The following is a 19,767-nucleotide window of genomic DNA, read 5'->3' on the forward strand; positions in this document are numbered from 1 at the left end:
TGTTAGTCCTCTTGCTTCTTTCTCCTTGCTTCGTGCTTCAAGCTTCCGGCTTCAAAACATCTAAAGAGATGTCTTACTGGGCCTTACTTCAATTTTACTCGGAAGTGTACGTGCCGGCATTTTAAGCAGGTCGGCGACCATTTGGCCTATATCTTCCGGTTGTATCTTCCATGTATCGGCAGCATCGGGGGTGTTTCCGTTAAAATATGTAGCCACAGAGCCCGGCATTATAGTGGTTACTTTAACATCATACGGACGAAGGTCCAGCATAATGGCCTGGGAAAAACCGACCAGCCCGAATTTACTCGCATTATAAGCAGCGCCCTTTGGAAAGAAATTGGTTCCGGCAAGGCTGGCAATGGTAATGATATACCCTTTACTTTTCTTTAATTCCGGAATGGCAGCTTTAACCGTGTTGAAAACGCCTGTAAGATTGGTGTCTATGGTACTGTTCCAGTCTTCGGCGGATAATTCGTCTATTGGGGCAAAAACGCCTATTCCGGCATTAGCGATCACCACGTCGAGTTGGCCCCAGGTGTCGGTTACCTGTTTTATGGCGGCCTGTTCCGATTGGTAATTCGTCACATCCGATTCTATCACCAGGTAAGAATCTTCTTCCTTTGTGATGCTTTGCATGGCTTTTTCACCGCGTTTTTTGTCCCGGCAGGTAACCGCTACTTTCATTCCTTCCTTCAGGAGGGCTTCCGCTATTCCGAGTCCGATGCCCTTGGAGCCTCCCGTTATATATGCTGTCTTGTTTTTCATAGCTACTGTATCTGTGTTTATTATATTTGAATTAAGGAGTGCTTGTGTATAAAAGAAAAACACCTTACAAAAGTATTGCAAGGTGATCTTTTTAACTGTTAAGAATACGTTATTTACCGAAAAGACCTCCCAGCAGTCCGCCTCTTTTTTTATTGCCTGTGGCCATACCTGCAATATCGTCGATAATACTGCCGTCTCCATCGGAGTCAAGTAGAGAAGTAATCAGGCTTTGATTGTTGGAAGACTGGCTTCCCATCAGGTTGCCGAGCAGTCCGGACAGTCCGTCTGTAGAACTTACGTTTTGTTGACGTGCCTGCTGTCCGAGATATCCCATGAGTATGGGCGCTGCAATTTTAATGATCTTGCTCACTGTGCTTATACTGACACCGGATTTTTGACTTATGGCATTTTCGACGGTAGATTGTTTGTTGCCCAGAACATGGCTTAGAATACCGGCGCCGTCCTGCTCGTCTTCTTTATCAACTCCGCCACCGAAGAAACCGCTCAGGTTATCCAGAACACCTCCGGAATGTTTACTTCCGGAAAGGGCTCCCAGCAGACTGGCTGCCCCTTCGGGAGAAGATGTATTTTTCTGCATGGCTCCCATCAATAAGGGAAGTGCCATGCCCAGAACACTGGTAGTTTCCTGTTGCGAGGTGCCTGCCTCACCGCTCACCCCGTTAATGATCTGCTTACCCAGATCGCTGTTAAGTAAATCTGCTATACCCGCCATTTTTTAAAGTTTTAAGGTTTAATAGAACCCTAATTTACAAAAAAGTCCCCTCATTTGGAGCGAGAGGACTTTAAGAATTTACATAAAATTCGATAATTATACCGTTTCCGACTTCAAAATACTTATTATTTGCTGAGCCAACTCCGTTCCGATCCTGTCCTGTGCTTCATTGGTAGCAGCCCCGATATGCGGAGTAAGAGAAATTTTGGGGTGCATAAGAATCTTAATGGCAGGTGTTGGTTCGTTCTCAAAAACATCCAGTCCGGCAAAGGAAACCTTTCCACTGTCCAGAGCACTTATAAGTTCTACCTCGTCTATAACCCCGCCTCTGGAAGCATTGACAATGGCCACACCGTTTTTCATTATTTCCAGTTCCTTTTTCCCGATAACATATTCCTTCTGGGCAGGAACGTGCAGGGTGATGAAATCGGCCTGTTTGTAAAGGTCTTCCAGCGGTTGTGTTTTGATCTCCACTTTAACGGACTGCCCGTCAAAGAAATCTACAATAACATCGGCCTTGTCTACAAACGTATCGGCAGCTATAACTTTCATACCGACACCCAGCCCTATTTTGGCTACTTCAATGCCGATTCGTCCGAGACCTACGATCCCCAGGGTTTTGCCACGCAGTTCTATCCCGCCTGCATAAGCTTTTTTCAACTGACCGAATTTAGCTTCTCCTTCGAGCGGCATATTTCTGTTGGCATCATATAAAAACCGTACACCTCCGTAAAGGTGAGCAAATACCAGTTCTGCTACCGACTGGGAAGAGGAGGCGGGGGTGTTGATAACGCTGAGACCTTTGGAACGTGCATATTCTACATCGATATTGTCCATACCTACACCGCCACGGCCTATAACCTTAATACTACTGCAGGCGTCAATAATATCTTTTCTTACCTTGGTCGCAGAACGAACCAGGATAACATCTATCTGATTTTCGTTGATATATGGAATGAGCTGCTCCTGGGCAACTTTGGTGGTGATTACTTCAAAACCTCCTTGTTCCAGGGCTTCAACTCCACTTTTTGAAATTCCGTCATTAGCTAATACTTTCATGTCTCTGTTTTTATATATTCCCGGGTAGCGGGAATCGAGTTATTACGGGTTGCTGTGTTGTTTTATCCGACTTTTTTCTCCAGTTCCTGCATGGTTCCCACAAGTACTTTGGCGCTTTCTACCGAAAGGGCATTATACATGGAAGCACGGTATCCTCCCACACTTCTGTGACCGTTAAGTCCGTTGATGCCTGCTCCTTTCCAAAGGGCGTCAAAAGCTTCTTTATGCGCTTCATCTACCAGGTTGAAAGTAACGTTCATTGAACTTCTGTCTTCTGTAGCTGCAAAGCCTTTGAACAGGGGGTTCCGGTCTATTTCATTATATACCAGCGAAGCTTTTTCCGCATTGATCTTTTCAATGGCGGCAATACCTCCCAGGTCCTTCAGCCATTGCAGGGTAAGCATGGACACGTATACGGCAAATACCGGGGGAGTGTTGAACATACTGTCTTTATCCAGGTGAACTTTGTAGTCCAGCATGGAAGGGATAGACCTAGAGACTTTTCCCAATACCTCTTCTTTAACAACGACAAGGGTAGTTCCCGCCGGTCCCATATTCTTTTGAGCACCTGCATAGATCAGATCGAATTTAGAAAAATCGAGCTGCCTGGAAAAAATATCCGAACTCATGTCGCAAACCAAGGGTACTCCGGTTTCCGGGAAATCTTTTATCTGGGTACCGAAAATGGTGTTGTTGCTGGTGCAGTGGAAGTAATCCGCATCTTCAGGAACAGAATATCCTTTGGGGATGTAATTGAAATTGGCATCTTTGGAAGAAGCCACCTCTACCACCTCACCGAGAACCTTAGCTTCTTTTATCGCTTTGCCACTCCAGGTACCGGTGTTCAGGTAAGCCGCCTTTTTTTCGAGAAGATTATAGGCAACCATCAAAAACTCCAGGCTTGCACCTCCCTGGAGAAACAGAGCTTTGTACCCTTTTCCTTCCAGGCCCAGCAGTTCTATGGCCAGGGAGCGGGCGTTCTCCATAACGTCTATAAAATCCTTACTCCTGTGGGAGATTTCTATTAATGATAGGTCTAAACCGTTGAAATTAATAACTGCTTCTGAGGCCTTTTTCAATACCTCCTGTGGAAGCACGCAGGGACCCGCGCTAAAATTGTGTTTTTTCATCATGTGGATTTGACAATGTTGTGTTGAATGTTCTATGCAAAAATGCTAAAATTACGAGGAAAAACAGTTATAAAAACGATAAATATTTGTTATATTCTTAACAGAAATTCAATCGTATCCACACCGTCCGCGTAATCCCGTAATTCCGGCTTTTGTGTCTCTCCGAAGGCCACCTCACCGGCAGTAAAACCGTTGGCGACAATACACTGTATTTTTTCGGAATCTCTCGTCAACTTTTTCCTCAAGCCATCCGTATTTTTATACGTTTCATAGAAAAGGGAGGCAATGGGGGAGGCATAGCTATCATCTTCTTTAAGCATTAAAAATCCGTTATCCCGGAGTTTGAAAAGACTCATCAGGTAAACAGCCTTGTTGTAGTCGTAATTATTGGCGTACTTATGTATTTCTATAATGTCTTTGAAGGGATACACAGCCTTGAAAAAACTGTCGAAATCATAATTTTCCGGTACAAATAACTTAGAGACATTCCTGCACCCGAGACCGAAATAACGAAAGATGTCTTCTCCGAGGGCGGTAAGCTGTTCATCGGTTTCTTTTCCCGTAAGAACAGCGATGGAATTCCTGTTTCTACGGATAATATTCGGTTTACCACCGAAATAATATTCAAAGTACCGGGATGTATTATCGCTACCGGTAGCAATAACAGCATCGAATGCTTCCAGTTTGTCTTCGGTAAATGTTATCCTGCCTTTCAAAGAAGGTTCGGCATGTTCCAGGTATTTGGCCAGGTAGGGGAGCAGGTGCCTGTCGTTGGAAGATTGTTTGACGACAACGGAATGTCCGCAGACAAGTACGCTCATAAAATCATGGAAACCTACCAGCGGAATATTACCGGCCATGATCACAGCTACTTTTTTGGAAGATGCGGGTTCCGTGTGGTAATCCGAAAGCCATTGTAAAAGGTTTTCTTCCGTAAGCGCAAGTGACCATTGGTTCAGGGCAAAGGCCAGGTTTTCTTTGGTAAACCATCTGTTGTGTTCTTCCGCCAGTTTCAACTGGTGCCTGAAACCATCGTAAAATACATCATTATGTAAAACGTCTTCTCTTTTGCTGTGTTGTATATCACGGAATTGCCCGAGAAATTTCCCTAATTTAACAAAAGCATCTATGTTTTTTTGCAGTGGATGCATAGTCGTCGAATAAATTTTTTTAATAGAAAACATCAAAAACAGCCATATTCAGGAACTTATAGGAGGTTTTGCATTTCCTTCGAAAAAACAAAGACAATGAAAAGTCTAGTTTTTTTGTATAGAATTCCTTTTAGTCTTATTTTTGCTGGACAAAGTTACACGAAAAAGGAAGAAATCATGGCAATTATCATAACAGATGAATGTATAAATTGTGGCGCTTGCGAACCGGAGTGCCCGAATACGGCTATTTATGAAGGTGCGGATGACTGGAGGTACAGCGATGGTACATCTCTGTCGGGAGATGTCGTTTTGCCAAACGGAAAGTCTGTAGATGCCGACGAAGCCCAGGAACCCGTTTCCGACGAAATATATTATATTGTTCCGGACAAATGTACGGAGTGTAAAGGATTTCACGAAGAACCCCAATGTGCCGCGGTATGCCCGGTAGATTGCTGTGTTCCGGATGACGATCATGTGGAAACGGAAGAAGAGTTGTTAGGAAAACAACAATTTATGCATCCGGAATAGCGGGAATGTGTAAAGGACATATAAAAACGCTGATCTTTATGGGTCAGCGTTTTCTTTTTCTGTTAGTCATATAATCTTCTATGGCTTCTTTGGTGGTGAGCCAGTTTCTGCCTTCTTTATAGGCATCTATTTTTCCCTGACGTGCCAGTAAACTGATATATTCCTGCCCGTAAGGCAAACTCTCTTCTTCTACGAGATTGGAAATTTCTTTGTATTCATAATCGCTTCCCGGAAGCGCGCCTATGTAAATATTCAGCGTGCGTTCCAGCGCCTGGGATATAAGGAGCATTAATTTGTGATACTTGCCCCGGTTGGCCTGGTTGAGTGCTTCGTAATATTTTTTCCTGTCATTTTTCAGAATAATGGCGGGAGGGAAGCCTTTTCGCATGAGCAAAAGGTTCATGGCAAGGCGAACGGTCCTGCCGTTACCGTCAAAGAACGGGTGTATCCAGACAAATTTATGATGAAACACGGTAGCCAGTTCGATATCGTTGAGGCCGGCGGGATTGTTTTGAACGAAATCTATGAGTTCGTCCAGAAGACCGGGTACTTTCCTGGCATTCGGCGGTGTGAAATTGGCTCCCGAAATGCGTACGCCTCCACTGCGGAGACGCCCGGCATATTCATCTTCTATACTGCGGAGGATATAACCGTGAAGTGACAGAATATCCGGGCTTTTCATCGTATATGAAGTGTTTTCTACCAGGGAATACAGATGGTGTATAGCGCTCTCATGGTTTTTGGCTTCGAAGTGTTCGCGGAGCGATTTGCCTTTGATGGTGACCCCTTCCTGTAAGACCATTTGGGTTTCCCTCAGGCTTAAGGTATTCCCTTCAATGCTGTTGGAATTGTAGGTCCATTCGATCATAAGGCTCTCCTTTATTTTCCGGAGGGCAACGGCGGGCAGAGGACGGTGATTTTTCAATACTTCCTTTTTCTCCAGGAGCCTGTCAAAAACATCCTGTAAATCATTGCGGTATGTCCTATCTATCTCCCACACACCACAAAGGTATAAAATCGTTTGTATTAAAAAAATATTTTATCCGATATTAAGAAATCGTTACCCCGTATTTTTTTCCGGATGTTTTCCCTTATATTTGATATACCGAATCTTAAATTTTTATACCATGAAAAAGTATGCTTTTTACGGGATCTTTTTTCTGATCCTGATCTTTTCACATGCCGGTTTTTCTTCCGGTTTTCCCTCTGCTTATGTGTTTTCTCCGGTTGTTACCGGCGAAACGGTAGAGGTCCGTATTGCTTATGTTGACATTCACGGTAACCCGGCAGAAGGGAATGTTATGGTGAGCGGTCTTTATGCCGTTGACCAGGACTCCGGGGAGACTTACTACGCGGACAGGGAAGGTGTTTTCCATATCCCGGAAGGAACTTATCGCTTTGATGCGGAGCGTACCGGTCCGTGGGAGGGTATAGTGCCAAAAGTGGAAACCATAGGAGCGGGAGATCCTTATGTTGTTGTGGAACTTACCCATTGGTACGAGTAGATACCGGAAATAAAAAAGGCCGTGTTGTTGAAAAAAACACGGCCTTAATATTTTTGTAATGGAGACAAATTAAAAACTGCGGAATCTACCGCCTCGTCTTCGTCCTCCTCCCGGCCTTCCTTCTTTTCCGCCGAATTTATCCAGTTTACAACTCAGGGAGAACATAACGTATCGCTTTAGTACGGTGTTTTCCACATCCTGAATATAAGAATCGGTAATGGTTCGCATAGTACCCACATTCTGGTCCAGGAGATCGTATACTTTTACCTTGAAAGTCATTTTGTCTTTCATAAAATTATACCCGATACTGCTGTTCCAGAGCCAGAAAGATTTGCGGAAACCATCCGCGATATTAGAATTGTAGGTATATCCGAAATCATTGCCGAAGACAATGTTCTTAGGCCAGTACGAAGTAGTCACTACCTTGAAAGTATGCCGGAAATTAGATGTCTTGTCTATGCTGTAATTGGTATATCTGGATTCGTTATAATTAAAATTGTAGTTTGGTTCTACAGTGAACAGCTCTCCGTATTCCCACGTGAACGACCCGGAAGGACTGATAGAAATATTATTTGCTTTAAAATTTTCATTATTGGTAATACCCCGGTTCATGGAAAAGTTGGTATTTAAGCCGATACGGTATTTAAAGGTGTGTTCTTCTTTCTTCCTGGTGGTATTCCAGTTCATTCCCAGCATTGCGCTGTACGTGCCGTTCAGGTTCTGAAATGTGGTGGTCCTTTTGAAGTTTTCGTCAAAAGTGGTAACGTTTACTATTTTGTTTTCGTCATAACTTACATTCCCGTATGCGAAGAAGCCCGTTCTTTTGGCAAAATCGTAATTGTTGTAGTTAAAGTAGACGGAATGGCTCCTGGTAGGGTCCAGGTCGGGATTCCCAATAGTGGTACTCAAAGGATTGGAAAGATCTTCTACCGGCAATAATTGCGAAGCGGAAGGCAGGTTAACCCTGTAGTTGTAATTGACGAACAGGGATTTTCCCTTGGACATTTCGTAACGTACATTAGCACGTACGGAAGGATAAATATACTGCTCCTTGAGTTTTGTGTGTTCACCGAGATAGATAGAGGAGTTGTCGTAATCCGTAATATTGGTCCCCAGGTTAAGCCGTCCCTGAAACTTGCTTTTTCGCAGGCGTAGTCCTATGGCAGGGTTAATGGTGTTTCTTCGGGATTCTGTGTAGTTAGACAACGGATCGTTCCTGTCGGTATAATCTCCCGTAGAATCTTCAAAATTAAAAGTCTCCCTGTTGTTGATAGATTTATTGGTATTATAATCCACTTCTCCCGTAAGGCTCAGAGAATCTGTAACAGGTTCCGTATACCGAAGGCTGAGAGAATAATTATCTGTCTGGCTTTCGTTGGTTTCTTTCTGATTACGTATATCGTCCGGATCATCATTCTGGTAAAATATGGTGGATGACTGGTTAATACCTTCCGAATCATTAGAAGAATTGTTGTTGCCAAACCGGAAATTCATATATCGTCCTTTCCTGCGAAAACGCCGTACGATAAAGAGGTCAGACCGGAAACTTTCCCTGTTTGTCGAACTGTTGTTAACCGACTCACTTTCGTTGAGCAGATCCCCGTTTTCATCTACGGAAAACTGGGTTTGATGGGAACTGAAGTCCGAATCGGTTTTGTTTATGGTAGGGGAGAACCCTATGGTTGTCAGGGAGTCCAGTTCGTATTCCAGGTTGGCATTAAAACTATGGTCTCTGGAGTCGTTGTTCGTGGTATTCTCTGAGTTGGAGGTGAATTCTCCTTCCGGGGTAAGGTTTATTTGTTCCGTTCGGTTATCGTTTTCCCTGTTGGTCTGGGTGTAGAAATAACTTGCATCCGTTTCCAGTTTGTCCTTAAAAAAGTCATCGGCGAAAGTCAGTCCGCCTAAATGCGATGTGGTTATTCCGGAGCCTGTGGAACCAAAGGATACCCCGTTGATATTTACACCGCCCTGCCCATTGCCCCATACATTTCTTCCGCCTCCCATGGCGTCGAATATTTCATCCATAGAAAAACCGACACTGTTTATGTTGTTGCTGCCAGCCAGGGCACTTATCCTTTGTCCTTCATTGAAATAATTTAAAAACAGGTTTGTTTCATAGCGGTCGTCCGTGCCGTAGCCTCCCGTTGCCCGCCCGAAATATCCTTTGTTCTTACCTTGTTTTATGGTGAGGTTGATGGTTTTATCGTCAGAACTGGCCTCCTCACCGGAGAGTTCTTCTTCTTTGCTTTTGGTATCCGATACCTGGATTTTCTCTATGATGTCGGAAGGCAGGTTTTTAGTAGCTATCTGGCCGTCGTTCCCGAAAAAGGGTTTACCGTCCACCAGTACTTTGTTAACTTCCTTACCGTTTACCCTGATCTTTCCGTCCGAATCCACTTCCACACCCGGAAGTTGTTTCAATAAGGTCTCGACATTGGAATCGGGGCGTACCTTAAAGGAAGCCGCATTAAATTCCAGGGTGTCTTTCTTTACCTGTATCGGAGGGGCTTCGCCCTGTACCACGACTTCGGCAAGTTCATCGGCACTTTCCTGGAGTTCGATAGTACCCAGATCGAGAGGGTCGTTCAGGGCTTCTATCGATCGGGAATAAAGTTGATACCCGATAAAAGAGATTTTGATATATGCAGGTTCGTCTGTTTTCCGGACTTCCAGTGAGAATGCCCCGGAGCGGTTGCTTATGGTGTAGTCCAGTACGGTGGAATCTTTTTGGGAAGAAAGGTAAACGGTAGCGGATTCCAGGGGAGACTGGTCCAGGGCGTCAACCACCCTCCCTTTGATTTCTAAGGTGTTCTGGGAAAATAAAAACGAGGTCCACAGCAGTACTATGGATGTGAGTAGGGATCGGTAATACATTCTACGGCGTCTGTTGGTTATTTGGTTATAATGAAAGCTATATTACTGGTATTATTAGATTTTTCCTATTGTGTTATAATATTTTAATACTATTTAACAGAAGTTTAAAGCTCTGTATTCGAACATTTAGACCAGTATAAAAAGTATTGGTTTAAAACGGGAAAAGGTTTTAACATTATTTTAGATAAGAATGTATAGCTTTTCCTGTCCAAAGGAAAAAACAGGAAGACCGTGGCAGTTAATAACCGGCAGCGGCATCGTCCCCTCTTTTATCGGCGCCACCTTCCAGTTTTCCGTTCGGAAGGACCAGGATGGCATCTACTTTACCGAGTATCGGGGTACGGTCTTCATTAATAAGGTATCCTTTTTGTTTCAGGCTATCCAGTATTTCGGGAGAGAATGCTCCGGGCTCAAAAGTAATGGTATCCGGTAGCCACTGGTGGTGAAACCTGGGGGCGTTTACCGCTTCCTGCATTCCCATATCGTATTCGTAGACATTGAGAATGGTTTGCAGGACCGATGTTATAATGGTAGAACCTCCGGGGGTGCCTACCACCATCCATAGTTTTCCTCCTTTTTCTACAATAGTCGGGGTCATGGAACTGAGCATACGTTTTTCCGGGGCAATACTGTTGGCTTTGGCACCGGTAAGCCCGAACATATTGGGTACGCCGGGTTTGGCACTGAAATCGTCCATTTCATTATTGAGAAAAAAACCCAGTTCATCGCTGTATAGTTTTGAACCGTAGGCACCGTTCAGTGTTGTGGTTACCGAAACGGCATTGCCGTAAGCATCTACAATTGAATAATGCGTGGTTTCATCACTTTCTGTAATCTGTATTTTACCGTGGGATACATCCGAAGATTTTGTGGCCCGGTCAAAAGAGAAATCCTGCATCCGTTTACGCAGGTAGCGTTCGTTTAACAGTGTACTTTGAGGTATATCCGTAAAATCCGGATCGCCCAGGAAATAATTTCTGTCGGCATAAGCTCTTCGTTCCGCTTCGGTAATTACCTGTATGCTTTTTACGGAATTATGTCCGTATTCATCCAGGGGATAAGGGGCTATCATCTGCATGATCTGTGCCAGGGTAACTCCTCCGCTGCTTGGCGGGGACATGGAAATTACTTTAAGGTCCTTGTAGTTGAAAATTATCGGTATTCGCCATTTGGCAGTATACCTGGCCAGGTCTTCTTCGGTTACTATACCTCCTTTATCCTGGATAAGAGCAGCCAGTTTTCGGGCGGTTTCACCGCGGTAAAAGCCGTCTTTCCCGTCTTCTTGTATGCGCTTCAGTGTCCGGGCCAGGGCCGGGTATTTTATGGTGTCGCCTTTCCGGAACGGGGTTGCAAATAAAGTACTGTCCCCGTTTACTTCAATGAAAAGATTACGGTTACTTTCCAGACTTTTTTCCTGCTTTTCCGTAACCACAACTCCTTTTTCCGCGAGGGCTATGACCGGTTCCAGGACATCATGGAATGGCAGTATTCCCAGTTTTCTGTGCGCTTCAAAAACACCGGCTACGGTTCCCGGCACACCTACGGCCATCGCCCCGAGAGTACTTTTTCCCGGGATCACATTGCCCAGGCTGTCCAGGTACATGTCTTTGTGAGCAGCAAGAGGGGCTTTCTCCCGGTAATCGAGAGCACCGATCTCCCCGTCCGCTTTGCGATATACCATAAAACCGCCACCGCCCAGGTTACCGGCAAAAGGATAGGCTACGGCAAGGGCAAGCTCCGTAGCAGCCATGGCATCAAAGGCGTTCCCGCCTTTTTTCAGGATATCAATACCAATAGCTGAGGCTTCTTCCCGGGCAGATACGACCATTGCTTTATCCGTGATAAGTCCGGATGAAGAATGCCTGGTTTTACAGCTATGTATAAAAAAGAAAATACCTAGTAGGTAAAGGCAGATTCTGGGGTGTGTTTTTATCATTTGATTAAGTTTTTGGTTCAACGGATTTCTTATCCTTCATTCTCTTTTTCCTGTATCCCTTTTCCCGTATCCGTTTTTATATCAGCTTCACGGATTTTTGCCTTTGTAAATATAATCAACTCTTCAAAAAAGGTGGTAAACTCTTTTTCAAAAGATGTATAGTGTTCCCGAAGATCGTTTACCGCGAGATGCATATCGGATTTATATGCGGTTCTGCGGTTCATTTGTGTGAGTATTTTTTCCAGGCCTTCCAGGGAAGCATAACTTACCAGCCAGTTCTCTTTTGCCATATACGGGATCATTCCCAGGGTTCTTTCCGGTAACAAGGTTTGATGTCTCTGCAACATCCGGTAAAAATTTTCTGCGAAAGTCCCCAGGGGAATATCGGAATAGCGTTCCCAGTTGGCCGCCAGAAAATGATCGTAATACATATCTACGATAACCCCGCTGTAGTGGCTGTAATTGGCATGAAGCCTTTTGGTACTTAGCCTGACTATCGGATGGTGATCGGTATAGTAATCGATCTCCCGGTGAATTAAGATGCCTTGTTGGATACGTTCCGGGAACGTCAGGTATTTTTTTCCTTTGATACCGTCGGCAATGAAATTTCCGATCTGTAAGAACTCGTCCTCACCGGAGAGATAAATGTGTGCTAAAAAATTCATTTTCCGAATATACGAAAAAAGCTTTCCTGGTTTCGTTGGCAGAAATTCTTTTTTCAGATACGGGACCAAGGTTTATGACATAGGCCTGTCCAAATCTTTTATTTTTTCATGGCCTGTACCAGTTCCAGTTGGTCGAGGCTTACATTGGTGGTAAAAAGGCCGTAGTTTACTATTGCTTTGTTTTTCTCTATAGTTTCGATATTTCCTACCGCTTTTCCGTCGAGCAAACGCACCCTGTCTCCGATTTTCAATACCGGTTTCGGTTTGCTTTTTTCCTGCCGGACGGCCTCTTTTTTCTCTTCTTTTTTCTTTTCGCGGATAACCTCCACTTTTTTCTCCATTTCTTTGGAGACCTGTTCCTTGATTATTTTTTCCTTTTTCTTTTCCCTGGGAGCCTTGGGCTTTCGCTTGCTGTTCTCAGTTTCCACGATTCTCAGGAATTCCGATACCAGGGGGCGTTTTTTCTTATCCGTAAAGTATTTTTCCGCAATGTCGTTGATCTTGTTTCCGAGGTATATCATACGCTGGTTATGATCAAACTGTTGCTGGTAGCTTTCCAGTTTGGACTGTATTTTTTCGTTCAGGGATTCCAGGCGTGTGGCTTCTTCACGGGCCTTTACTTCTTCGTCCTTTAACTGTTGGGAAGTTTTTTCCATGCGATTGCGCTCTTTCTGCAGTTTGGCAATGGTGGCATCAAACCGGACTTTTCCACGTTCTATCTTCTTTTTGGCACGGTTTATCAGGCTGTACGGAATGCCGTTTTTCTGGGCTACTTCAAAAGTAAAAGAACTTCCGGCTTCCCCGACGATAAGCCGGTATACGGGCTCCAGGCTCTTACTGTCAAAAAGCATATTGGCATTGGAAGCGTATGGCAATTCGTTGGCCAGCATTTTCAGGTTGGCGTAGTGTGTGGTTATGATACCGAAAGCTTCCCGGTGGTAGAACTCTTCCAGGAAAGTTTCGGCCAGTGCCCCGCCGAGTTCCGGATCACTACCGGTACCGAACTCATCAATCAGGAACAGGGTTTGCGAGTTACATTTCCGCAGGAAAAAATTCATGTTTTTTAGCCGGTAACTGTATGTACTTAAATGGTTTTCGATAGATTGATTATCCCCGATATCTGTCAGTATCCTGTCGAAAAGACACATTTCGCTCCTGGGGTGTACGGGCACGAGCATGCCACTTTGCAGCATAAGTTGTAACAGTCCCACGGTTTTCAGGGTTATACTTTTTCCACCCGCATTAGGCCCGGAAATAACAATGATCCTGTTATCCTGTTGCAGGGAAATGGTTTGCGGATAGGTCTTTTCTCCTTTTTTCTTGTTTGTGAGATAAAGGAGGGGATGAAAAGCATCGATCAGGTTCATGGTCTTTTCCCCTGTAATTGCCGGGAGGATACCATGCATTTGCCCGGCGTATTTTGCCTTTGCCGCAATGACATCTATCGTAGCGAGAAATTCCTGGTAGTCCTGTAGCAGGGGGGCATAGGGACGAAGGAAATCCGTCAGGGCTTTGAGTATCCTCTTTATTTCTTCCGATTCCTCGTATTCCAGGTTACTCAGTTCCCGGGAATACCGGAGGGTCGCATCCGGCTCCATATAGACAATACTGCCTGTCTTGGAGCTTCCCATAATAGCGCCTTTCACCCGTTTTCGGTACATGGCTTTTACGGCAAGGACCCTGCGGTTTTCCACTACGGATTCACGGATGTCGTCCAGGTACCCGGCAGAATTGCTGGACTGAAGAGCGCTGAGGAAACTCTGGTTTATCTTTCCCCGGACCTCGTTTATGGATTTTCTAATGGAAGACAACACTTCCGAAGCATCATCCCTGATTTCCCCGAAACGATCTATAATACCGTTTACTTCCTGTACGATAGCTGTAGTATATTCTACGGTATCGGCAGTTTTATGCAGTATGGGATAGTATTCCTTAAACTTTCGGAAAAAGAGGATATGGACGTTTACCGTAGCGGATATTCCTGCTATTTTCTTAAACCCTCCCAATTCTATAAGGGTATTTTCTATGCCCAGTAATTTGATTTCCTGGAAAATACTGTCAAAGTAATGCCCGGGGATATTATTATTGTTGTCAAAGGAAGCCACATATTCGGATGTTTGTCCGAGAGCCGCAAAAAGTTCTTCCCTTTTTGTATGCGGAAATATTTGCAGCGCCTTTTCTTTGCCGAGTTCCGTAGAGCACAGTTCCTCTATTTGGGAAAGTACGGTGGAAAATTCCAGGTCTTGCAGGGTTTTATGATGGATTTTGTGCATAGGTGTTTTTACAGTTGTACCAAAAATTAAGTTACAAAGATAAGCAGTATGGGGGAAGTATACATCTTGGAAGGAGGAAGGAAGTTAGAAGTACGAAGTTAGGAGTGCGAAGTTAGAAGAAGAAAACAACTTGAAATCTGCGACCTGTAACCATTTTAACCACCTCATTACAATAAAGTTCCGTTTTGTTTTTTCCACAGTGCAATAAATAAATATACCGCCCGGAGATAAGTTCGGCAGAAATACGTATTTTTACGGGCGAAATACGTTGGAAAACATGAGTCAAAGAGTTCTGCTTTCTTCCAAAGAAATCCACATAATTCTGCATCGGTTGGCCTGCCAGCTAATTGAAAATCATCTCGATTTTAAAAATACGGTACTGATAGGTATACAACCCCGGGGAAAGTTTCTCGCAGACAGGCTTATCCGTATTCTTAAGGAAGAATATCACGTTAAAGACATACAACTGGGTTACCTGGACATTACGTTCTACAGGGATGATTTTCGCCGGGGAGAAAAGCCCCTGGAAGCAAATAAAACCCATATAGACTTTCTTGTGGAGGATAAGAAAGTGGTATTTATAGACGATGTACTGTATACGGGCAGAAGTATCCGGTCCGCCCTTACCGCAATACAGTCTTTCGGAAGGCCCGCGGAAATAGAATTACTGACCCTTATTGACAGAAGGTTCAGCAGGCACCTGCCCATACAGCCCGATTACAGGGGCAGGCAGGTAGATGCCATAAATAAAGAAAAAGTAAAGGTAATGTGGAAAGAGAATGAGGGGGAAGATGTCATATACCTGGTAGGTAACTGATAAAAACGGACATTTCTTTTGTTTACCGTTCGGAACAATAACTTGATTTGAATACCCGGTTTTCAGAACGAAAACCAAAACCGGAAACTACAAATACAATTCTTGAATATGAGCCAGCTAAGTGTAAATCACTTATTAGGAATAAAGTACCTCAACGAAGCGGACATTCAACTCATTTTTGAAACTGCAGATCATTTTAAAGAAGTGATCAACAGACCCATAAAAAAGGTGCCGTCACTCCGGGACATTACCATAGCCAACCTTTTTTTTGAAAACAGTACGCGTACACGATTGTCTTTTGAACTGGCGGAGAAACGGCTTTCTGCCGATGTCATCAATTTTTCCGCAGCGCAGTCGTCGGTTAAAAAAGGGGAGACCCTGATCGATACGGTAAACAATATCCTTTCGATGAAAGTAGATATGGTGGTGATGCGGCATCCCAACCCGGGAGCGGGAGTGTTCCTGTCCAGGCATATCAACGCCAGTATCGTAAATGCGGGAGACGGGGCACATGAGCATCCCACACAAGCCCTCCTGGATTCGTACTCCATAAGGGAAAGGCTGGGGGATGTAGCCGGGAAGAATGTGGTTATCGTAGGGGATATTCTTCACTCCAGGGTAGCTTTATCCAATATATTTGCCCTGAAACTTCAGGGAGCTAATGTCAAGGTATGCGGCCCTAAGACACTTATACCGAAATATATAGATTCTCTGGGAGTAGAGGTAGAAACCAATCTCAGGAAAGCCCTGGAATGGTGCGATGTAGCCAATATGCTACGCGTGCAGAACGAAAGGATGGATATCAGCTATTTTCCTTCGACACGAGAATACACCCAGCAATTCGGGGTTAATAAGACTATGCTGAATTCCCTCGATAAAGAAATTGTGATCATGCACCCCGGGCCGATAAACAGGGGGGTGGAAATTACCAGCGATGTTGCCGATTCCAAACAAGCCATCATACTCAATCAGGTGGAAAACGGAGTGGCTGTTCGTATGGCGGTTATATATTTGTTAGCATCGAAAATTAAAAACTGAAGCCATGCTTTTTGATAAACAGGAAGATAATATTACGATAGTAACCCACGAAAAGGGTTCGGTTCGTGCTTTTTGCGGCAAGCTAGGGGAAGCGTATGACAAGATCAAAGGAGACAATGTTGTTGTAAACCTCTTTTCCCTGGATGCAGTTACCACGGAAGATCTGCTGGAATTTTTGGAAATATCCAACAAACACAGGGGGGCAAAAAAAACTTTTGTACTGGTGACCGATAAGGTGAACTATAACGAGGTGCCGGACGAACTGGTTGTGGTGCCAACTCTGAGGGAAGCACATGATATTATAGAAATGGAAGAGATAGAACGCGATCTTGACTTTTAGATTTTTCACTAACTTCATCGTAACACACACCATATAACTAATTTATTCGAATTATGAATACTGTTAATCCGTAATTATCATTCTTATGAAGCTTACCATTCTGGGATGCTATTCTGCCACGCCCAGGGCTTTTACAAACCCTACTTCGCAGGTACTTGAAATTAAAAATCACTTGTTTCTGATCGATTGCGGAGAAGGGACACAGGTGCAGGTACGAAAACATAAGATTAAATTTGCCAGGATAAAACATATATTCATATCGCATTTGCACGGCGATCATTTTTTCGGACTTCCCGGGCTTATATCTACTTTTGTTCTCCTGGGGAGAGAAGCCCCTTTACATATTTACGGGCCTAAAGGTATTAAAGAAGGTATCACCTTGTTATTGAAACTAGGCAATTCCTGGACTAACTTCCCTCTTATTTTTCATGAACTGTCTTCTGCTTCACCTGAGCTTATTTTCGAGGATGATAAAGTGGAAGTACACACCATTCCCCTGCAACACCGGGTATACACCAACGGCTATCTCTTTCGGGAGAAAACCGGGGAAAGAAAACTGAAAATAGAAGAAGTACTCAAATACGGTATAGATAAGTGTTATTACCGGAATATCAAGAACGGACGGGACATACAACTCGATAACGGGGAATGGATACCCAATGAGAAGCTGACTGCCGATGCGCCCAAACCAAAAAGTTATGCCTTTTGCAGCGATACGGTATATAAACCCGATATCGTCCCGCAGATTGAAAAAGTGGACATGTTATATCACGAATCCACTTTTTTGGAAGAACATAAAGACCTTGCCGCAAAAACCAGGCATTCTACGGCTAAACAGGCAGCCGAAATAGCACTACAGGCCGAAGCGGGAACTCTTTTGCTCGGACATTACTCCATACGCTACGGCAACCTGGAAGCCTTCCGTGAGGAAGCACAGGCTGTTTTTCCGAAAGTGGAACTTGCCGACGACGGTAAGGTTTTTGAATTTTAAAAAATCATCCTGAATTTAAGGTAGAAAGATTCCCCTATTCATCGTGGGGGGTACAGGTGTGACCGCAAATCCCCCCGGATTTTTGTATGCTACCGCCCTTTGATTTTATTCCATCCGGTGACTGAAAGCAAATTTACATCGGCATGCCATAAAGTACTTTTAGTGTTCTTTTACATTGTAACACAGGGAGGAAAATACTATGAATTCGAACTTGATATTTTCTTAATTATAGAATTTACCCCGGTTTAATATGCTTTCATAGCATTTTTGATATATTTGCGAGAGTGCATATGGAATCGGAAATCCTTAAAATCAAATCACTAGCCGTTCAGGTACAGGCTGGAAATACCCGGGCGTTTAATCAGCTTTACACTGAGCTTTGGGAACCGCTCTATGTCCATGCCCGCGCATTGGTCATGGATGAGGATAAGGCCAAAGATATATTGCAGGAAATATGGGTGGATTACTGGCAAAGACGTAATAAAATAGATACTGCCAATATAAGAGCCTACCTGTTCCGTGCGGTAAAATACAAAAGTTATAACTATCTGCGCGATCATAAATTTAATCATGTGCAACTGGAAGCCATCCACGCTCTGGCAGATGTTGTCCCGGAACAGGATACCGAAGATCATGCCTATCTTTTTGCATCGCTTATAGAACCTTCCTTAGAGCGGTTACCCTCCCGGTGCCAATCCATATTTAAGTTAAGCCGTATAGAAGGCTACAGTAATGATGAAATAGCCCGTCTGCTCAATATTTCCAAACGCACGGTAGAAAATCAGATATCCCTGGCCATGAAAAGGTTGCGTACCGATCTTCAGGGGCGGGAATGGGCACTGGTACTTTTCTATCTCTACATGCTTTAAGAAAACTTTATCCAAACTTCCGTTTTGTTACCAAATCGTTAAGAGTTTTTGTTTTTCCGTGAGTTTATAGCTATCTGTGGTATATATAGATAGAAAACTGTCAAATGGAAGAAAAAGCGTTTAGAAAATTACTTGGTAAATCTTTAAAAGGAACTCTTACGGATGAAGAAAACAGGAAGCTTCTGGAATTTGAAAAACGCCTGTTATCCGAAAATAAGGATACCGTATTTAAAGATAACGCCCATAAGGAAGATATACGTATAGAAGTACAGCGGAGGATAGCCCGTAAACTTCACCATACTACCCGTCTATATCAATGGATAAAAGTAGCTGCTTCCCTGGTTTTGCTAGTAGGATTATCCGTATTCGGGTATTTCCGGTGGTATACGACGTCTGTTGATCGGTTTCAGACAATATCCCTGGAAACAGGAACACCTCCCGAAAAGGTGTTTTTACCGGACAGTTCCGTAGTATGGATGAACAGTGGGACCACCCTCCGTTATTACGCGGATTTTTCAAAACAAAGGGAAATCATCCTGGAAGGAGAGGCATTTTTCGAAGTAAAAGAGGACAGCCTGCACCCTTTTTCCGTTGCTTTCGGGGATAATCAACTGGAAGTTACCGGAACCCAATTCAATGTCAAGTACTATAAAGACGAACCATCCGATCATACCGTGGCTATAAAAGAAGGAAGAGTACGCGTGCGGACAACCGGAGAAGTAGTGTCCCTGGAACAGGATGATTACCTGAAATTTTCCGGGGATGGCAGAGCTAAAAAAACGACCAGACCTTTTCCGGACAGCGGATACTGGAATGGCGGAGAGATGTATTTTAACCGGACACCGCTAAACAATGCCTTGCTGGCTATAGCCAGGCGCTATAACCTGGCACTGCGGTACGAAGGAATGTCTGCACGGGAACAGGACAGTAAAGTCACAGCCAGTTATAAGACGGATACGGATATACAGGATATACTTAAAGGATTAACCCTCATAACCCCATATGCCTATGATATAGATACAGAAAAACACCTGTTGCAGATAAGACCAAAATAGAAGAGGAGTGTAATCGCTTGCCGGCAATAAATCCACTC

Annotated in this window: 18 protein-coding genes; 8 read left to right on the plus strand and 10 right to left on the minus strand. The window is 44.0% G+C overall.

The features are described 5' to 3' along the window. Window positions 1–60: 60 nt before the first annotated feature. The 5 genes from ACVBDU_RS02615 to ACVBDU_RS02635 form a co-directional block, all read right to left on the minus strand. Window positions 61–765 carry an SDR family oxidoreductase gene (locus tag ACVBDU_RS02615; RefSeq protein ID WP_447178224.1) on the minus strand — a complete coding sequence of 235 codons (705 nt, stop codon included), beginning with the start codon at window positions 763–765 and terminating at the stop codon, window positions 61–63. A gap of 109 nt (window positions 766–874) precedes the next feature. Then, a complete protein-coding gene (locus ACVBDU_RS02620) occupies window positions 875–1,498 on the minus strand; it encodes a DUF937 domain-containing protein (RefSeq protein ID WP_447178225.1) in 624 nt (207 codons plus the stop codon). 96 nt (window positions 1,499–1,594) lie between these two features. Then, window positions 1,595–2,557 (minus strand): D-2-hydroxyacid dehydrogenase, encoded by a 963-nt coding sequence (locus ACVBDU_RS02625; RefSeq protein ID WP_447178226.1) that lies wholly within the window; start codon window positions 2,555–2,557, stop codon window positions 1,595–1,597. 62 nt (window positions 2,558–2,619) lie between these two features. After that, window positions 2,620–3,687, minus strand: coding sequence for a 3-phosphoserine/phosphohydroxythreonine transaminase (gene serC, locus ACVBDU_RS02630; protein WP_447178227.1), 1,068 nt, complete (start codon window positions 3,685–3,687; stop codon window positions 2,620–2,622). A gap of 89 nt (window positions 3,688–3,776) precedes the next feature. Next, window positions 3,777–4,838 (minus strand): acyl-CoA reductase, encoded by a 1,062-nt coding sequence (locus ACVBDU_RS02635; protein WP_447178228.1) that lies wholly within the window; start codon window positions 4,836–4,838, stop codon window positions 3,777–3,779. Window positions 4,839–5,015: 177 nt separating this feature from the next. Between ACVBDU_RS02635 and ACVBDU_RS02640 the strand changes: the two genes are divergently transcribed. Next, window positions 5,016–5,366 (plus strand): 4Fe-4S dicluster domain-containing protein, encoded by a 351-nt coding sequence (locus ACVBDU_RS02640; RefSeq protein WP_447177596.1) that lies wholly within the window; start codon window positions 5,016–5,018, stop codon window positions 5,364–5,366. A 43-nt stretch (window positions 5,367–5,409) separates the two neighbouring features. Here ACVBDU_RS02640 and ACVBDU_RS02645 read toward each other — a convergent pair whose 3' ends face one another. Beyond that, a complete protein-coding gene (locus ACVBDU_RS02645; RefSeq protein WP_447178229.1) occupies window positions 5,410–6,366 on the minus strand; it encodes a Fic family protein in 957 nt (318 codons plus the stop codon). 127 nt (window positions 6,367–6,493) lie between these two features. Between ACVBDU_RS02645 and ACVBDU_RS02650 the strand changes: the two genes are divergently transcribed. Beyond that, a complete protein-coding gene (locus ACVBDU_RS02650) occupies window positions 6,494–6,871 on the plus strand; it encodes a hypothetical protein (RefSeq protein ID WP_447178230.1) in 378 nt (125 codons plus the stop codon). 69 nt (window positions 6,872–6,940) lie between these two features. On the opposite strand, the gene ACVBDU_RS02655 is transcribed toward ACVBDU_RS02650, so the two are convergent. The 4 genes from ACVBDU_RS02655 to ACVBDU_RS02670 form a co-directional block, all read right to left on the minus strand. Further along, the gene (locus ACVBDU_RS02655) at window positions 6,941–9,745 is read right to left on the minus strand and encodes an outer membrane beta-barrel protein (RefSeq protein ID WP_447178231.1); all 2,805 of its coding nucleotides are present in this window, start codon (window positions 9,743–9,745) and stop codon (window positions 6,941–6,943) included. A 238-nt stretch (window positions 9,746–9,983) separates the two neighbouring features. Beyond that, a complete protein-coding gene (gene ggt, locus ACVBDU_RS02660; protein ID WP_447178232.1) occupies window positions 9,984–11,681 on the minus strand; it encodes a gamma-glutamyltransferase in 1,698 nt (565 codons plus the stop codon). A gap of 29 nt (window positions 11,682–11,710) precedes the next feature. Beyond that, window positions 11,711–12,346 (minus strand): acyl carrier protein phosphodiesterase, encoded by a 636-nt coding sequence (locus ACVBDU_RS02665; RefSeq protein WP_447178233.1) that lies wholly within the window; start codon window positions 12,344–12,346, stop codon window positions 11,711–11,713. A gap of 98 nt (window positions 12,347–12,444) precedes the next feature. After that, window positions 12,445–14,619 (minus strand): endonuclease MutS2, encoded by a 2,175-nt coding sequence (locus tag ACVBDU_RS02670; RefSeq protein ID WP_447178234.1) that lies wholly within the window; start codon window positions 14,617–14,619, stop codon window positions 12,445–12,447. A 277-nt stretch (window positions 14,620–14,896) separates the two neighbouring features. On the opposite strand from ACVBDU_RS02670, the gene pyrR reads away from it, so the two are divergent. The 6 genes from pyrR (at window position 14,897) to ACVBDU_RS02700 (ending at window position 19,729) form a co-directional block, all read left to right on the plus strand. Next, the gene (gene pyrR / locus ACVBDU_RS02675; RefSeq protein ID WP_447178235.1) at window positions 14,897–15,436 is read left to right on the plus strand and encodes a bifunctional pyr operon transcriptional regulator/uracil phosphoribosyltransferase PyrR; all 540 of its coding nucleotides are present in this window, start codon (window positions 14,897–14,899) and stop codon (window positions 15,434–15,436) included. 108 nt (window positions 15,437–15,544) lie between these two features. After that, on the plus strand, window positions 15,545–16,474 hold the full coding sequence (locus tag ACVBDU_RS02680) for an aspartate carbamoyltransferase catalytic subunit (RefSeq protein ID WP_447178236.1): 930 nt from the start codon (window positions 15,545–15,547) through the stop codon (window positions 16,472–16,474). Window positions 16,475–16,478: 4 nt separating this feature from the next. Further along, window positions 16,479–16,814: a ribonuclease Z gene (locus ACVBDU_RS02685; RefSeq protein ID WP_447178237.1), complete on the plus strand. Its 336-nt coding sequence runs from the start codon at window positions 16,479–16,481 to the stop codon at window positions 16,812–16,814. Window positions 16,815–16,899: 85 nt separating this feature from the next. After that, window positions 16,900–17,805 carry a ribonuclease Z gene (locus tag ACVBDU_RS02690; protein WP_447178238.1) on the plus strand — a complete coding sequence of 302 codons (906 nt, stop codon included), beginning with the start codon at window positions 16,900–16,902 and terminating at the stop codon, window positions 17,803–17,805. Between the two features lie 290 nt (window positions 17,806–18,095). Further along, window positions 18,096–18,674 carry an RNA polymerase sigma-70 factor gene (locus ACVBDU_RS02695; RefSeq protein WP_447178239.1) on the plus strand — a complete coding sequence of 193 codons (579 nt, stop codon included), beginning with the start codon at window positions 18,096–18,098 and terminating at the stop codon, window positions 18,672–18,674. Window positions 18,675–18,778: 104 nt separating this feature from the next. Further along, the gene (locus ACVBDU_RS02700) at window positions 18,779–19,729 is read left to right on the plus strand and encodes a FecR family protein (protein ID WP_447178240.1); all 951 of its coding nucleotides are present in this window, start codon (window positions 18,779–18,781) and stop codon (window positions 19,727–19,729) included. The last annotated feature ends 38 nt before the right edge of the window (window positions 19,730–19,767 follow it).

This window comes from Sinomicrobium endophyticum, from assembly GCF_052983315.1.

Excerpts from the sequence above, each read along its gene's own strand:
- ACVBDU_RS02615 (WP_447178224.1), bottom strand. The coding sequence starts at position 765 with ATGAAAAACAAGACAGCATATATAACGGGAGGCTCCAAGGGCATCGGA.
- ACVBDU_RS02670 (WP_447178234.1), bottom strand. The coding sequence starts at position 14,619 with ATGCACAAAATCCATCATAAAACCCTGCAAGACCTGGAATTTTCCACC.
- pyrR (WP_447178235.1), top strand. The coding sequence starts at position 14,897 with ATGAGTCAAAGAGTTCTGCTTTCTTCCAAAGAAATCCACATAATTCTG.
- ACVBDU_RS02635 (WP_447178228.1), bottom strand. The coding sequence starts at position 4,838 with ATGCATCCACTGCAAAAAAACATAGATGCTTTTGTTAAATTAGGGAAA.
- ACVBDU_RS02640 (WP_447177596.1), top strand. The coding sequence starts at position 5,016 with ATGGCAATTATCATAACAGATGAATGTATAAATTGTGGCGCTTGCGAA.
- ACVBDU_RS02685 (WP_447178237.1), top strand. The coding sequence starts at position 16,479 with ATGCTTTTTGATAAACAGGAAGATAATATTACGATAGTAACCCACGAA.
- ggt (WP_447178232.1), bottom strand. The coding sequence starts at position 11,681 with ATGATAAAAACACACCCCAGAATCTGCCTTTACCTACTAGGTATTTTC.
- serC (WP_447178227.1), bottom strand. The coding sequence starts at position 3,687 with ATGAAAAAACACAATTTTAGCGCGGGTCCCTGCGTGCTTCCACAGGAG.
- ACVBDU_RS02665 (WP_447178233.1), bottom strand. The coding sequence starts at position 12,346 with ATGAATTTTTTAGCACACATTTATCTCTCCGGTGAGGACGAGTTCTTA.
- ACVBDU_RS02690 (WP_447178238.1), top strand. The coding sequence starts at position 16,900 with ATGAAGCTTACCATTCTGGGATGCTATTCTGCCACGCCCAGGGCTTTT.
- ACVBDU_RS02620 (WP_447178225.1), bottom strand. The coding sequence starts at position 1,498 with ATGGCGGGTATAGCAGATTTACTTAACAGCGATCTGGGTAAGCAGATC.
- ACVBDU_RS02700 (WP_447178240.1), top strand. The coding sequence starts at position 18,779 with ATGGAAGAAAAAGCGTTTAGAAAATTACTTGGTAAATCTTTAAAAGGA.
- ACVBDU_RS02695 (WP_447178239.1), top strand. The coding sequence starts at position 18,096 with ATGGAATCGGAAATCCTTAAAATCAAATCACTAGCCGTTCAGGTACAG.
- ACVBDU_RS02650 (WP_447178230.1), top strand. The coding sequence starts at position 6,494 with ATGAAAAAGTATGCTTTTTACGGGATCTTTTTTCTGATCCTGATCTTT.
- ACVBDU_RS02655 (WP_447178231.1), bottom strand. The coding sequence starts at position 9,745 with ATGTATTACCGATCCCTACTCACATCCATAGTACTGCTGTGGACCTCG.
- ACVBDU_RS02680 (WP_447178236.1), top strand. The coding sequence starts at position 15,545 with ATGAGCCAGCTAAGTGTAAATCACTTATTAGGAATAAAGTACCTCAAC.
- ACVBDU_RS02625 (WP_447178226.1), bottom strand. The coding sequence starts at position 2,557 with ATGAAAGTATTAGCTAATGACGGAATTTCAAAAAGTGGAGTTGAAGCC.